This is a genomic window from Streptomyces sp. SM18, assembly GCF_002910775.2.
In the GTDB taxonomy this organism is placed as follows: Bacteria; Actinomycetota; Actinomycetes; order Streptomycetales; family Streptomycetaceae; genus Streptomyces; species Streptomyces halstedii.
In genome coordinates this window covers 4,050,025-4,063,743 of record NZ_CP029342.1, presented here as the reverse complement: position 1 = coordinate 4,063,743, position 13,719 = coordinate 4,050,025, and the positions used below count along the sequence as shown (strand labels likewise).

17 protein-coding genes and 1 tRNA gene are annotated in these 13,719 nt (G+C 70.9%); 17 read left to right on the top strand and 1 reads right to left on the bottom strand.

Annotated elements, in window-relative coordinates; translation table 11 throughout:
* The first annotated feature begins 112 nt into the window (after nucleotides 1-112).
* From B9S64_RS18380 to B9S64_RS18310, 15 genes are all read left to right on the top strand, one after another.
* Entirely contained in the window at nucleotides 113-367 is a 255-nt protein-coding gene (locus B9S64_RS18380; protein WP_103492000.1) for a DUF6284 family protein, read from the top strand.
* Nucleotides 367-1,503 (top strand): hypothetical protein, encoded by a 1,137-nt coding sequence (locus tag B9S64_RS18375; protein WP_103491999.1) that lies wholly within the window; start codon nucleotides 367-369, stop codon nucleotides 1,501-1,503. Before B9S64_RS18380 ends, B9S64_RS18375 begins: the two co-directional genes overlap by 1 nt.
* Nucleotides 1,503-1,796: a hypothetical protein gene (locus B9S64_RS18370; RefSeq protein WP_103491998.1), complete on the top strand. Its 294-nt coding sequence runs from the start codon at nucleotides 1,503-1,505 to the stop codon at nucleotides 1,794-1,796. Before B9S64_RS18375 ends, B9S64_RS18370 begins: the two co-directional genes overlap by 1 nt.
* Entirely contained in the window at nucleotides 1,793-2,131 is a 339-nt protein-coding gene (locus B9S64_RS18365; protein WP_103491997.1) for an RRQRL motif-containing zinc-binding protein, read from the top strand. Before B9S64_RS18370 ends, B9S64_RS18365 begins: the two co-directional genes overlap by 4 nt.
* 19 nt (nucleotides 2,132-2,150) lie before the next feature.
* Complete coding sequence (locus B9S64_RS18360) at nucleotides 2,151-2,549, top strand: DUF3307 domain-containing protein (RefSeq protein WP_103491996.1); 399 nt, start codon at nucleotides 2,151-2,153, stop codon at nucleotides 2,547-2,549.
* Nucleotides 2,550-2,664: 115 nt separating this feature from the next.
* Nucleotides 2,665-3,042 (top strand): DUF6251 family protein, encoded by a 378-nt coding sequence (locus B9S64_RS18355; RefSeq protein ID WP_103491995.1) that lies wholly within the window; start codon nucleotides 2,665-2,667, stop codon nucleotides 3,040-3,042.
* A 153-nt stretch (nucleotides 3,043-3,195) separates the two neighbouring features.
* The gene (locus B9S64_RS18350) at nucleotides 3,196-3,525 is read left to right on the top strand and encodes a hypothetical protein (RefSeq protein WP_103491994.1); all 330 of its coding nucleotides are present in this window, start codon (nucleotides 3,196-3,198) and stop codon (nucleotides 3,523-3,525) included.
* Nucleotides 3,526-3,610: 85 nt separating this feature from the next.
* A complete protein-coding gene (locus B9S64_RS18345; RefSeq protein WP_103491993.1) occupies nucleotides 3,611-3,934 on the top strand; it encodes a hypothetical protein in 324 nt (107 codons plus the stop codon).
* 176 nt (nucleotides 3,935-4,110) lie between these two features.
* Nucleotides 4,111-6,246, top strand: a complete 2,136-nt coding sequence (locus B9S64_RS18340; RefSeq protein ID WP_103491992.1) for an FtsK/SpoIIIE domain-containing protein — start codon at nucleotides 4,111-4,113, stop codon at nucleotides 6,244-6,246.
* A 383-nt stretch (nucleotides 6,247-6,629) separates the two neighbouring features.
* Nucleotides 6,630-7,022 carry a hypothetical protein gene (locus B9S64_RS18335; RefSeq protein ID WP_103491991.1) on the top strand — a complete coding sequence of 131 codons (393 nt, stop codon included), beginning with the start codon at nucleotides 6,630-6,632 and terminating at the stop codon, nucleotides 7,020-7,022.
* Nucleotides 7,023-7,109: 87 nt separating this feature from the next.
* Nucleotides 7,110-8,009 carry a bifunctional DNA primase/polymerase gene (locus tag B9S64_RS18330; RefSeq protein ID WP_103491990.1) on the top strand — a complete coding sequence of 300 codons (900 nt, stop codon included), beginning with the start codon at nucleotides 7,110-7,112 and terminating at the stop codon, nucleotides 8,007-8,009.
* On the top strand, nucleotides 8,006-8,359 hold the full coding sequence (locus B9S64_RS35085) for a hypothetical protein (protein WP_103491989.1): 354 nt from the start codon (nucleotides 8,006-8,008) through the stop codon (nucleotides 8,357-8,359). Before B9S64_RS18330 ends, B9S64_RS35085 begins: the two co-directional genes overlap by 4 nt.
* Nucleotides 8,356-9,528, top strand: a complete 1,173-nt coding sequence (locus tag B9S64_RS18320) for a DUF3631 domain-containing protein (RefSeq protein ID WP_103491988.1) — start codon at nucleotides 8,356-8,358, stop codon at nucleotides 9,526-9,528. Before B9S64_RS35085 ends, B9S64_RS18320 begins: the two co-directional genes overlap by 4 nt.
* A 172-nt stretch (nucleotides 9,529-9,700) precedes the next feature.
* Nucleotides 9,701-9,907, top strand: a complete 207-nt coding sequence (locus B9S64_RS18315) for a helix-turn-helix domain-containing protein (protein ID WP_103491987.1) — start codon at nucleotides 9,701-9,703, stop codon at nucleotides 9,905-9,907.
* Nucleotides 9,908-9,974: 67 nt separating this feature from the next.
* Nucleotides 9,975-11,372: a tyrosine-type recombinase/integrase gene (locus B9S64_RS18310; protein WP_103491986.1), complete on the top strand. Its 1,398-nt coding sequence runs from the start codon at nucleotides 9,975-9,977 to the stop codon at nucleotides 11,370-11,372.
* 46 nt (nucleotides 11,373-11,418) lie between these two features.
* On the opposite strand, the gene B9S64_RS18305 is transcribed toward B9S64_RS18310, so the two are convergent.
* Nucleotides 11,419-11,492: transfer RNA gene (locus tag B9S64_RS18305), tRNA-Thr, on the bottom strand.
* 177 nt (nucleotides 11,493-11,669) lie between these two features.
* On the opposite strand from B9S64_RS18305, the gene B9S64_RS18300 reads away from it, so the two are divergent.
* Both B9S64_RS18300 and B9S64_RS18295 read left to right on the top strand, forming a co-directional pair.
* The gene (locus tag B9S64_RS18300) at nucleotides 11,670-12,806 is read left to right on the top strand and encodes an ABC transporter ATP-binding protein (protein WP_103492016.1); all 1,137 of its coding nucleotides are present in this window, start codon (nucleotides 11,670-11,672) and stop codon (nucleotides 12,804-12,806) included.
* 452 nt (nucleotides 12,807-13,258) lie between these two features.
* A complete protein-coding gene (locus B9S64_RS18295; protein ID WP_028439498.1) occupies nucleotides 13,259-13,675 on the top strand; it encodes a hypothetical protein in 417 nt (138 codons plus the stop codon).
* The last annotated feature ends 44 nt before the right edge of the window (nucleotides 13,676-13,719 follow it).

Below are 13,719 nucleotides of genomic sequence, written 5' to 3'. Positions count from 1 at the left end.
GGCCGAGGGGAGCCGGGGCCGTCTGGCCTTGCCCCATCAACGCAGCGCGGCCCCGGGATGCACCCCGGGGCCGCTGTCGAGCCGCACCACCTTCACAGGGAGAGAACGACTCATGAACATCATCGCTGCACTTCGGGCCGTTGTTACGGCCGCCCCGTTGGACGGTGAGCCGTCGGCGGCCGAGTTGGACGCGATCGAGGCGGAGATGCCGCTGATCCGGGCGGAGGTCGAGTTGCTGGACGCGCAGATCATCACCCTGGACCGGCCGGCGGCCGAGCTGGACGAACGCCGTGTGCGCCGGGCCCGTAACCGGGTTCTGGCCGCGCGCCGGGACCTGGCCAACCGGGCTTCTGGGGAGGTGGCGTGATGGGTTCGCTCGCTGAGAACCGGCGTGCCGACCAGGCCGCCGCCGCCGAGCAGCGGCGGATCGATCGGGCTGCGGCTGACCAGCGCAGGGCGGAGAGGGAACGGGCCGCGGACGAGCGGGCCGCCCGTCTGCGGGAGCAGCACCGCCAGGAGCAGCAGCAGCTTCGTGAGGAGCAGCGGGCTGAGCTGGAGCGGAAGCGGGCGCGTCGGGGTGCGGCGCTGACGGCGGGGAACGTCTACCGCAAGGGCACCTTGGCCTTGGTCGCCGCGTCGGCGCTCGGGTCGTTGCCGGCGCAGGTGCTGCATTTCGTGCACATCAGCCCGATGCTGTTGCCGTTGCCGCTCGCGATTGAGGGTGCGGCGTGGGTGATGGCGGCCGGTGTCGCGTTCGCGGACGAGCGGCAGTTGCCGGGGTGGGTGCGGTGGCTGCTGCGTGGTCTGGTGGTGGCTGCCGCCGGGTTCGCCGCGACCGTCAACTACGGGTATGGCACCAGTCTTGAGCACCTGTCGGAGGCGGATGCGCGGACGGCCGGTATCGGGCTGGCCGCGGTGACGCTGCTGGGTCCTTTCTTGTTCGAGGTCCGGCAGTGGGTGTCCTCCCTGTCCGCGACGGCGGGCGGCGGGGAGCAGAAGGAGCGGCGTCGTCACGCGCGGAGCCGTCGTCGTCATCACGGGGCGGTGGCGAAGGTGGCGGACCGGCTGCTGTCGGCCGCACCCCTGGGAAGCCTGCCCGTCGAGGATGCGTGGAGGCGGGCGTGGGAGATCGTGCACGGCACCGCTGAACCCGGCATGACACCGCGACTGCACCAGCACGCGGTGCGTTCGGCAACCTCGCTCGTCGCCGCCCGACGCCCGTCCGAGAAGGACCTTCAGGAGCGCATCAGCGGTGGTCTGCGTGACGTGGACTGGGTGCTGCCCACGGACACGAACGTGATCCCGATCCGGCGCGCATCGTCGCAGGTCGCCGCCCAAATGCCCCCCGCCCCGGGCAAGGGTCGCAAGGCGCCCGCGAAGCGCCCTTCCCCGCCGCGTCGGCGTAAGGGCGACACCCCCCGCTACAGCTCCGCCGCACGGGTCGCCGCAGCCGACACCGCCCGCCGCGCCACGGTCACCGCACAGGTAGGAGCGGACACGTGATGAGCGACGCGGACCGCCGCCGCCTCTTCACCATGGAAGCCGCCGCCGCGACCGTCCGGGCGGCCGAAGCCGACGAGTACATCCGGCAGATGCTCGCCGGTATCGAGACCCCCGTCGTGGACCCGCTCCCGTACTACGTGCTGCTGCATCACGGGGAGCTGCACAGCGTCCACGCCACCCACCAGAAGGCCGCCCTCGCCGCGACCACCCCGGACCCGTCGGTGTGGGAGATCCGGCCCATGAAGCCCCGCCCCGCCACCTACCAGCAGGCGCGTGGGGGCGGTGGGTCGTGACGGCCACACTCCCCGTCTACCGGTGGCGCCTGGCCCCGGACGGCTACGCCACCCGCCGCCAGCTCCGCGCCCTCGGGCTGCGACCCGGCGGCCAAGACGTCGCCGCCGAACTCCAGCGGCCCCGCCGCCGGCGGGGTCCGCTGGTCGCCTACCTCTACCGCATCGACCAGGCCAAACCCGTACGCCCCATGACCCCCGCCCGCCAGGCCGCGCTCGCGGCGGCGATGCGGGCCCGGCGCACCTGCCCCAACTGCCGCCGTGACGCCGGGTACTGCATCCCGCGCTCACTCGGCATGTGCGTGCCCTGCACCGACCTCTCGTCCTCGGTTGCCTGACCTGGAAGGACCGACCGTCGTGTTCGCTTCACTCTTCATCCTGCTTTACCTCGGCCACCTCCTGGCCGACTATCCGCTCCAGACCGACCACCAGGCCGCCCACAAGGCCGACTGCGGCCGTGACGGGTGGTTCGCGAACCTTCGCCATGCCTCAACGCATGTGCTGACCTGCGGCCTGGCCCTGGCCATCGGGTCGGCTGTCCTGGACGACGTGGACCTCTCCGCTCCGGTGGCCGCGCTGGCGCTGGCCTGGATCGGGGCGAGTCACGCGTTCATCGACCGCCGGTGGCCCGTCCAGTGGTGGATGACCCACGCCGGCCAGACCTCGTGGGCCGCGAACGGTGGCGCCGCGCACGTAGACCAGACCGCCCACGTCCTGGCTCTGGTCCTCGCCGCACTCGCACTCGTCACCGCCTGACCTGACCCCCGGTCCGCTCGCCACACAACAGCCCCGGCAGTCGCCGTGAGGGTGCCGGATCGAATCCGGCCCGGGGCACTCCCACGCACGCTCTTCTGCCTGTGGAAGGAATCGTATGGACCCGCACCTGCCCGCCCCCCGGGCACTCACCGTCGTCCAGCTCCCCGACGGCACCTACACCTACACCGACCCGGCCCACCTGCCCGCACAGCCGGTGCCGCCCCAGGTGGTGCAGCACATCCACCAGGCGCCGCCGGACCGGACCGTGCAGCGTCTCGCGCTCGGCTCCGGTATCGGCGCCGGCACGGTCGCGGCCGGGGTCTACTTCGGTCCGCTGCTGGTCGGGGCCCTGACCGCCATCGCCGCGAACCTGGCGATCCTCGCGTTCCTCGCCGTCGCCCTGACCTGGGGTGTCGTCACCGTCGTGAAGTCGGTCGGCGGCCCGGACGGCAAAGCCACCCCGTCCTCGCTCCGCAAGACCCGCCGGGGCTGACAGCCCTCTGTCCGTCCGGTCTCGTACCGGGCGGACAGAGGACCGGACAGACCGGCCCGTATCAACGAAAGGCTGAGCATGACCTCGTACTCCCGGCATGACGGCAACCCCTTACCGGCGTGGGCCGCTCTGCCACTGGATATCCGGCAGCACTTGGCCGAGCAGGTCCCCCACCGGCTGCAACGGCTGATGTACTGGACCAACGCCGCCGGTGTCCCCGCCGACGCCTTCGCCGCCCACGTCACCGCCGCAGACGTCCGGCTGCGGGAGCTGCTGCGCGACGAGCCCAGGGCCCGCTCGTACTTCGGCGACTGGACGTTCGCGGCCGTGGCCGACACCACCGACCCGATGCGCGCGGCCGAAGCCGAGTACTACCTCTGCGACGCGCTGATCGAGTACGACAACCAGCACCACGACTCCCCCGGACAACCCGTGCTTGACCCCTCCCTCTACGGCCTCTACGAGGAGGAACGGCCTGCCTGACAGCTCCCTGCCCGCCCCGGACCCACCGGGCCCGGGGCGGGCAGGGAGCCGGACAGTCCGGCCCGTCACCTGGGAGGACCCCCATATGCGTAGCTACACCCCGGCTGAGAAGCGCGAGCGTGGCCGCCTGTTCCGCAAGGGCGCCTGGCAGGCCGTCAGCGACTCCGTCGACCCCCGCCTCGAAGCGAAGATTCAGCGCATCGACCAGGCCGCCGAGGAGCGCGGCGCCCGCGAACTCCAGGCACTCCGCGACAAGCAGGAAGCCGACCGGCAGGCCGTCGCCGCGGCGAAGGCGACCGCCCGCACCGCGCGCGGCACCGACCGGCAGGCCGCCCGCGACGCGTTGAAGGCGGCCGAGAAGCAGCTCCGCACCACCGAGCGGGTCGTCTACCGCGCCGAGCGCTCGTAGTTCCGCCACGGGGCGGCCGCAATACCCGGCCAGGCAGACCGGCCGCCCCGTGCCCCTGACCACCCAACAGAGCAGCAGGAGTACCCATCATGACTGAGATTCTTGCCGACCCGGTAGGTGGCACCCGCCCGCCTCTCACGCTCGTGAAAGACCACCCCGGCCCGGATGTTCCGCCCATGCCGGATGTTCCGCCTGGTGTCGCGGTGCCGGGCGCCGGGGCGGCGCCTGTGCCGTTGTGGGTGCGCTCCGGCCGCGCTATAAGGGGCGCCGTCACGCACGAGCGCACCCGGGCTGGGGCCCGTGCCGCGGTCCGGCACTCCCTCTACGTCGCCGGTGGGGCGGGTGTGGTTGCCCGGCGGACGTGGCAGGGCCGGACGGTGGCGGTCCACCACCAGATGAGGGCCGCCGCGGTGGCCGCGGGAAACCAGGAACTCGCCGCCGAGTGGCAGGAGAAGGCGGACCGCTTCCGCACCGACCGGCACCGCCGCCGGATGGAGCTGATCAGCGGCGTTCCGCAGATGGCCAAGTCCGCGGCGATCGGCGTCGCCGGCACGGAGGGTGCGTTGCTGCTGCTCGGTGCCTGCATGGCCGTCCACGACCGCGACGTGCACGACGTGATCGCGCCGACGCTGGCCGCGGTCGATGCGGTCCGGGCCCTGTGCTGGTTCGTCGGCGTGGCCTGGGGGCCCGTGCTCGCGCTCGCGCTGCTGGCCGGACTGTCCCACCTGTGGCGGGCCGGTCAGCAGCAGCAGACCGCACCCGCCTGGGCCCGCCCCGCCACCAGCGGGGTGGACGATGTCCCGGTCACCCCCTCGGTGGTCGTCAAGGCCCTGTCCGACCTGGGGATTTCCTCGCTGCGTAAGGCCATCAAGGAGATGGCCGACGGTGCGGCCGGCATGCTCGGACCCATCACCCTGGCCGGGTGCGGCGTCGAAGTCGACGTCACCCTCCCGTCCGGAGTGAGCACCGAGGAGGTGCTGGGCAAGCGGCGCAAGCTCGCGGAGAACCTGTCCCGCCACGAACACGAGCTGCACATGACGCTCCCCCCGGCCCCCCGCACGGTGCGCATGTGGATCGCCGACTCCGGCGCCCTGGACCAGCCCATCGGCCCCTCCCCGCTGCTCACCGACCCGGACGCCACCGCCGACATGCACCGCGGGCGGGCCCCGTGGGGTGTCGACCTGCGCGGCGACGCGGTGCTGGTCTCCCTGTGGCAGAAGCACATGCTCATCACCGGCCTGTCCAACCAGGGCAAAACCGCCAGCCTGCGGGCATTGGCCCTGTGGCTCGCCCTCGATGCCCGGGTCGAATTCCGTATCGCCGACCTCAAGGGCGTCGGGGACTGGCAGATGTTCGACGGCATCGCCACCGTCCTCATCCAGGGCCCCACCGACGACCACGTCATCGAAGCCACCGAGATGATCGAAGACGGCGTCACGGAGATGGCCAAGCGCATCGCCGTGATGCGGGAGCTGACCGCCAAGGGCTGGAGTCAGGAGAAAATCCTGGCCGACCCGCGCTTCAACCCCCTGGTCCTCGTGGTCGATGAGGCACAGGTGGCCTACGGCTCCGGCGCTCAGGAGACGTTCGTCACCGAGAAGGGCGCCGTCCGCAAAGGCGCCCCGTTCGGGGGGTCGAAGGCGGACAGCCGCTACTTCCAGGCCGTGAAGAAGATCCACGACCAGGGACGCGCGGTGAACGTCACCACCTGGGAGGGCACCCAGGACCCGACCAACGAGAACCTGCCCAAGCGCTCCCGGGAAGGCAACCACATCCGCGCCTCCCTCGTCCTGGGCACCGAGTCCCAGGCCCGCATGGCCGTGGGCGACTCCGCGGTCGACGCCGGCGCCGCCCCGCACAAGCTGCGCCAGGGGCTGGACAAGGGCACCCTCGTGGTGGCCGGCGACGGAGTCAAACTCGCCCCCGGCCAGCCCTCCGTCACGGCCCGGACCCACTACATCGGCCCCGAGGACGCCGACGCCATCGCGGAGCGGGCCAAGACCCTGCGCGCCGGCGTGAAGACGTCCGCGGGGCCGGAGTCGGCGCCGCGTGAGGCTGACCACCTCGCCGACGTGGCCGCGGTCCTCGGCAGCGAGGAGCGGATGAAGTCCGACGAAGTCCGCCAGCACCTGGCCCAGCGGTGGCCCGAGGTCTACCGGACCTGGTCCGCCTCCGACCTGGTGCAGGCCCTCAAGCCGTTCGGCGCGGAGCCGCGCAAGTACAACGGCAACCAGATGATCTCCCGCGCCCGCGTCCTCGCCGCCATCGAGACCCGCGCCGACGAGACCGAGCGCACCGAGAACGCCGGGTAGAGCCACGCACTGTGACGGGGAGGGAGGTTGGGGAGTCCCGCACATCCTGGGGAGTTCTCCCCAACCGCCTCCCCAACCCGCCCCACCCACGCTGATCAGCAACAACACCCCAGTTGGGGAGCATGGGGAGGCTAGGGAAGCAGCACACCCCGCACCCCGGAACCCCCCGGAAACAGCCTCTCCACAACCATCCCCCAATCCACCTGACAGCTACGCAGAGTGATTAAGGGTGAGAAGCATGGCCGGGCCGTGCGGAGAGTCCGGCTGCTACTGCAGCAGCGCCGGACACGCCGACTGCGCCTGCGGATGCGACTGCCCCCGCTGCTGGGACTGCCTCCAGAACACCGACAACTCCGACTGCTGACCCGAGAGGAACCCTCCCGATGACCGCACGCACCACCGACCCCGCCCGGCACCCGGCCAAGGCCGCCGACGCGATCCGGGCCTTCAACCACGCGACCCTGCCCACCCGCACCGGGCCCGCCATCGCCTACCCCGGCACCGTCTACAACACGATCGGCGCCATGGCCACGCTCGCCCACCGGCTGCCCCAGGCCCTCGACCACATCGCCCTCGCCCTGACCGACCTCCACAAGGCCGGACACCTCACCGCCGACCACGGCACCCCCACCCAGCACACCACCACCGCCGTGACCGCGCTCCGGGAGGCCGAACACCTCGCCGTCGCACTGACCGAGGCGCTGGAACGCGCACACAACTCGGCCGGGCCGCTCGGCTACTGCGGCCCGATGCCCGAGGACGACGACGACCTCTAGGTACGCCGACGGCGGCCCCCTCTCACGCCAATGAATCGGGGCCGCCGTCGTCCAGCCGCTCAGACAAGAGAACTGGAGACACCCAGCATGACTCATGACCGCAACACCGCGCTGCTCTCCGCAGCGTTACAAGCCGCCGAACGCGGCTGGCACGTCTTCCCCCTCCGCTCCCGCGACAAGCGCCCCGCCCTCCACGGCGAAACCGCCTGCCCCCGTACCGGCGACTGCGCCGGCGGGCACCGGAAGTGGGAGCATCGGGCCACCACCGACCCCGACCGCATCCGCCGGGCGTGGTCGGCGGGGGCGTTCAACATCGGTCTGGCCACGGGTCCTTCCGGGCTGGTCGTGGTGGACCTGGACGCGGTCAAGGCGAAGGACCCGAAAGGAACGCCTGACGGCGTCACTTCCTTGCAAGCGCTCTGCGAGCGCGCCGGGCACCCCGTCCCCGCCACCTACCGGACCCGGACCGCGAGCGGCGGACACCACCTCTATTTCACCGCCCCGAACGGGGTCCGGCTCGGCAACAGCGCGGGCAGGCTCGGCACCCACATCGACACCCGCGCCCACGGCGGATACGTCGTGGGCGCCGGGAGCAACCTCCCGCACGGTACGTACGAGGTAATCGACCCCACCACCTCCGTACCACTTCCGGGATGGCTGTACGCCCTCCTGACGCCCCGTCACCCTTCCCAGGCATTGATGGCTGCACCTGCGCCGGTACGGGCCTCCCAGTACGCCTCAGCGGCCCTCAAGGCAGAAACGGCGGCCGTAGCAGGCGCCGGGGAAGGTGCGCGGAACTGGACGCTCGTACGGGCCGCCCGAGCCCTGGGGCGGTTCATCCCGTCCGGCGACCTCGCCCGCCACGAGGTAGAGCAGGCTCTTAATTCGGCGGGATTGCGGGCCGGACTCCACGAGAACGAGTGCCGCGCCGCCATCACCAGCGCTCTGAACTGGTCCATCGCCAACAACCCCGGGCGGCCGGCATGAGCGCGGCCCCGAACCCACACCTTAAGAGCCTGCCTGCCACACCCACCGGCCCCCGCCTCGCCGGACCCGCCCCGGCCACGTCCGGCAGTGGTGCGCCGAAGGTCGTCGGCCGCAAGGCCGTCCCCACTGCTGTTCGCCCTGCCCCGCAGACCGGAGACGGCCGCTACCCCATCGCCTGGCTCACCATCACCGCACCCCGCGGCGCAGTCCCGACCGTGACCAGCGTCTGCCAGTGCGGCCGCAACCTCTTCGCCGCAGGCCACCACAAGGCCCTCGCCCTGATCGAAGACCACACCGACCACCGCACCCACTGCCCGCTGCGCATCGACCAGGAAGGCACCGCCGCATGAACGCGACACCGACCACACCGCCCATCGACGGCGCCGCCCTCCTCGATGCGGTGGAGGCGTTCCACCGCCGCTTCAACGTGTTCCCTACGGAGGCCGCGTACGTCGCCGTCGCCCTGTGGGACGCGCACGCGCACATGCTCGATTCCTTCGACAGCACCCCGCGCCTGGCATTCCTCTCCCCCGAGCCGGGCTCCGGGAAATCCCGGGCGTTGGAAGTGGTGGAGACCCTCGTTCCTCGATCCATGGCCGCCGTGGACGCCTCTGCCGCCGCGCTGTTCCGGTCCGTGTCCGGTCTCGACGGGGGGCGCCCGACGATCCTGTTCGACGAGATCGACACGATCTTCGGCCCCAAGGCGGGAGACAACGAACAGCTTCGGGGCTTCATCAACGCCGGTCACACGCGCGGCCGGTTGATGTACCGGTGCGTGGGAGACGGCTCCAATCAGCAGGTGCAGGGCTTCCCCAGCTTCTGCGCGGTCGCGGTCGCCGGTCTCGGCTCCCTGCCCGACACGATCCTCACCCGCTCGGTCATCATCCGCATGCGCCGACGGGCCCGGAACGAGGAGGCCGAAGCGTTCCGCACTCGCATCCACGTCAAGGAGGGCAACGCGCTCCGCGACCAGCTCGCGGCATGGGCCGAGCAGGTACAGGAACAGGTGGCCGAGTCCTGCCCCGAGATCCCGGACGGCGTCACCGACCGTCCGGCCGACGTGTGGGAACCCCTTCTCGCCGTCGCGGAAGCCGCCGGGGGCGACTGGCCCCGCCGGGCCCGCGAAGCGTGCGTCGACCTGGTCACCGCCTCCCGGTCCAACGACAAAGGGAGCATCGGCATCCGGCTGCTGCTCGACCTGCGCGACCACGTCCTGATCGGCATGGACCGCCTGCCCACCGTCGCCATCCTCGACCGCCTCAACGCGCTCGACGACTCCCCGTGGGCCGACCTGAACGGCAAGCCCCTCGACAACCGGCGCCTGTCCAAGATGCTCAGCGAGTACATGACCGCCGACAACGAACCCGTCGCCTCCCGCAACATCCGCACGGCCGGCGGAGTTCTCAAGGGCTTCTTCGCGAAAGACCTCGAAGACGCGTGGGCCCGCTATTGCCCTCCCCCCACGGCCGCTACATCCGCTACACCGCTACACCCCAGCTCAGAGCCCCTGCCGCTGTAGCGGCACTCCCAGATGTAGCGGCTACGCCCGACCCCCGCGCCGAGGCGTAGCCGCTACATCCGCTCTATCCGCTACACAGAACACGCCGCTGACCTGCGATGTAGCGGCGTAGCGGATGTAGCGGACTTCCAGAGAGGGGTCAAAGCCCCTTCATCCCACTGGAGGCAGTTCGTTGAACACCGTCACCCGAGTCATCGAGCCCCTTCTCTACACCCCGGAAGAGGCCGCAGAAGCCCTGCGGCTCGGCCGGTCCACCATCTACGAGCTGATGGCCGACGGCGCCCTGGAGTACGTCAAGCAGGGCCGCGCCCGCCGGATCAGGGTGACTGCCCTGAAGGCGTACGTCGCCGGAATGCCCGCCCAGAACACCTCTCACTGACAACCACCCTCGAAGCGCGGCCCGGACGAACGAACTCCCGGGCCGCGCTTCGGCGTTGAGGAGCACCATGAGCCCCCGCAAGGCCAACCTTGAGTCGTCCGTCTACCTCGGTACGGACGGCTGGTGGCACGGCCGCGTCACGGTCGGCGTCAAGCCGGACGGAAGCCCCGACCGCCGCCACCGCATGGCCCGCACCGAGCCCGAGGTACGGCGCAGGGTCAAGGAGCTGGAGAAGATCCGGGACGAGGGCCGGGTCACCAAGGCCGGGCGCAAGCCCACGGTCGAGCAGTGGATGACCACCTACCTGGAGACCATCGCCAGTCTGAAGCTGAAGCCCAGGTCGCTGGACGACTACTGGTCGAAGACCCGCAACGACATCATCCCGGGCGTGGGACAGCACCGGATCGACAAGGTCGCCCCGGAACACCTGGAGCGGATGTACGCCGACATGCTGCGGGCCGGACACGCCCCGTCCCACGTGCTGAAGGTCCACCGCATCCTGTCGCGCGCCCTGAAGATCGCGCACCGCCGCCGGCTCATCACGGAGAACGTGGCCACCCTCGTGGACCCGCCGTCTGCGGACGAGACCGAGGCGAACCCCTTCACCCAGGAGGAAGCGAAGAGGTTCCTCGAAGCCGCAGCGAGGCGCCCCACGTTCATGCGCTGGATCGTCGGCGTCGGCATGGGATTTCGCCAGGGCGAGACCCTCGGACTCCGGTGGCCGTACGTGGACCTGGACGCCGAACTGTTTCACCCGAAGTGGCAGCTCCAGCGCCTCACCTGGCGCCATGGATGCGACGACCCGCACACCTGCGGAGCGCGCCTCCACCGCTTCGAGCCCTGCCCGCCGAACTGCCCCACCCACCAGGGATACACGCGCGGCTGCCCGAAGCCCTGCCCCAAGGGGTGCACCAAGCACGCGAGCGTCTGCCCCCAGCGCGACGGGGGCGGCCTCGTCTTCACCCGCCCCAAGACCAAGAAGAGCCAGAACCCCGTACCGATCCCGCCGGTCTTCATCCCGTTCCTCCGCGACCACCGGGCCCAACAGGACGAGACGCGAACCGCGGCCGGCGACCTGTGGCAGGACCTCAAGGTCGTGTTCTCGCGCCCGGACGGCCGGCCGCTCGACCCCCGCGCCGACTACGCCGAGTTCAAGGAGTTGCTCGCCGAGGCCGGGATTGACGACCGCCGCCTGTACGACGGGAGCCGCCACACCGCCGGCACCATCCTCAACGAACTCGGCGTGGACATGCCGACCATCATGGAGATCCTCCGCCATACCCAGATCAGCCAGACCCGGCGCTACGTGAAGGGCCGGTCCCACCTGTCGAAGGACGCGATGCGGCGCATGGGCGAGTTCTTCGTGCCGCCGCCCGCAGCCGCCCCCGAGGCCACTACTGAGACTGGAACTGAGACTACGGGCACCCGCGCGGCCCGCTCACAGCGTCGCCGCCGTATCCGCTGACGACAAAGGCCCAGCTCAGAGCGCATCTGAGCTGGGCCTAGCGGTGAGCCCCCTGTCGGATTCGAACCGACGACCTACGCATTACAAGTGCGTTGCTCTGGCCAGCTGAGCTAAGGAGGCGTGCCGGAGCAGTGTAACCAACGTCGCGGGCCCGGCCGTGCGGAATATTCGGGACCTCGGACTGCTGACAGAAACGAAAACGCCAGGTAGCGTCACCTCAGGTTCACTCCAGTGGACCACACCACTCCCTTACTCGGATCGTCCGGCACGTTCCTGCCGGTGGAGGAGAAGATCAGCATGGCCAGTGTCACGTTCGACAAGGCGTCCCGCGTCTACCCCGGCTCCACGAAGCCGGCCGTGGACCAGCTGGAGATCGACATAGCGGACGGCGAGTTCCTCGTCCTCGTCGGTCCCTCCGGTTGCGGCAAGTCGACCTCCCTGCGCATGCTCGCGGGTCTTGAGGACGTCAACGGCGGTGCGATCCGCATCGGTGACCGCGACGTCACGCACCTGCCGCCGAAGGACCGGGACATCGCCATGGTGTTCCAGAACTACGCGCTCTACCCGCACATGACCGTCGCGGACAACATGGGCTTCGCGCTCAAGATCGCCGGTGTGAACAAGACCGACATCCGGGCGAAGGTCGAAGAGGCCGCCAAGATGCTGGACCTCACCGACTACCTGGACCGCAAGCCGAAGGCGCTCTCCGGTGGTCAGCGCCAGCGTGTGGCGATGGGCCGTGCCATCGTGCGTGAGCCGCAGGTCTTCCTCATGGACGAGCCGCTGTCGAACCTCGACGCGAAGCTCCGTGTCTCGACCCGTACGCAGATCGCCTCCCTGCAGCGCCGCCTCGGCATCACCACCGTGTACGTCACCCACGACCAGGTCGAGGCCCTCACCATGGGCGACCGGGTCGCGGTCCTCAAGGACGGTCTGCTCCAGCAGGTCGACTCGCCGCGCAACATGTACGACCGCCCCGCGAACCTCTTCGTCGCCGGCTTCATCGGCTCGCCCGCCATGAACCTCGTCGAGGTGCCGATCACCGACGGCGGCGTGAAGTTCGGCAACAGCGTCGTCCCGGTCTCCCGCGCCGCGCTCTCCGCCGCCGCCGACCGTGGCGACCGTACGGTCACCGTCGGCATCCGCCCGGAGCACTTCGACATCGTCGAGCACGGTGGCGCCGCCGCCCAGGGTCTCTCCAAGGACTCCGCCGCCGCGCCGGCCGGTCTCGCCGTCTCCGTCAACGTCGTCGAGGAACTCGGCGCCGACGGTTACGTCTACGGTGCCGCGCAGGTCGGTGGCGAGCACAAGGACCTCGTCGTCCGCGTCGGCGGCCGCGCCGTCCCGGAGAAGGGCACCGATCTGCACGTCGTGCCGCGCCCGGACGAGCTGCACGTCTTCGCGACCTCGACCGGCGAGCGCCTCACCGCCTGATCCGGTCCATCCGGTTCGCCGCCTGATCCGCCTGATCCGGTTCACCGCCTGTCGGCCCCGAGCGGATCGCTCGGCAGGCACCGCCCCACCCTGTGAACGGCCCCCGTACCCGGCTCGTCCGAGCCCCGTACGGGGGCCGTTCGCGTGGGGCCTTCACGACGCGCCTCCCCCGGCCCCCCGTGTGCCCTCGTGCCAGGCCCTCCCCCCGGCCCCCCGTGCCAGGCCCCGCGTGGCCGAAACGGCATCGCCGTGCGTGGGTCCGCCAAGGTGTGGCGGGCCGTTCGCGTGGCGGAGGCGCTGACGGGTTTCGCCCGCCGAGGGCCGCGAAACCCCGGAATTCGGCGCCGTTCCGCCGCTCACGTCAACACCCCATTCGAAAAGGCGCGTCGAACCATCCCCCGGAAGGGTGACGGAATGTCGCCATGTCATCACCTGCCGCTACGCTCACCTGCGTGACCCACACCGCGCGCCGAATCGGCCGATCCCTCGCTCTCGTACTGCCCGTCGTCATGGTCCTGTCCGGGACCCTCGCGGTCACCCGCGTGTCGTGGTCGGCGCAGGGCAGTGAGTCCCAGCTGCTGACCGCGGCCTCGGAGACCAGCCTGTCCAAGCAGGCCGTGGCACCCGCCCCGCAGGACGTCCTCCGCGACAAGCTCCTCCTGGAGATGCGCGAGAAGGACCCGGGCGTCGCGCTCACCGAGTTGCAGCGCGCCGTCGAGGGGCGTCCCTCGCTGGCCCGGCACTGCATGTCCATCGCGAAGGCCCTGGGCAAGGCCGCCGTCGAGCAGTACGGCCCGACCCGCGCCCACCGCTTCTCCCGTCCCGTCTGCGACACCTCGTTCGCCTCAGGCGTCGCGCAGTTCAGCTGAGCGCGGGCTCGGCCGGGCGGGCCGCCGGGCACGGCATATCGTGC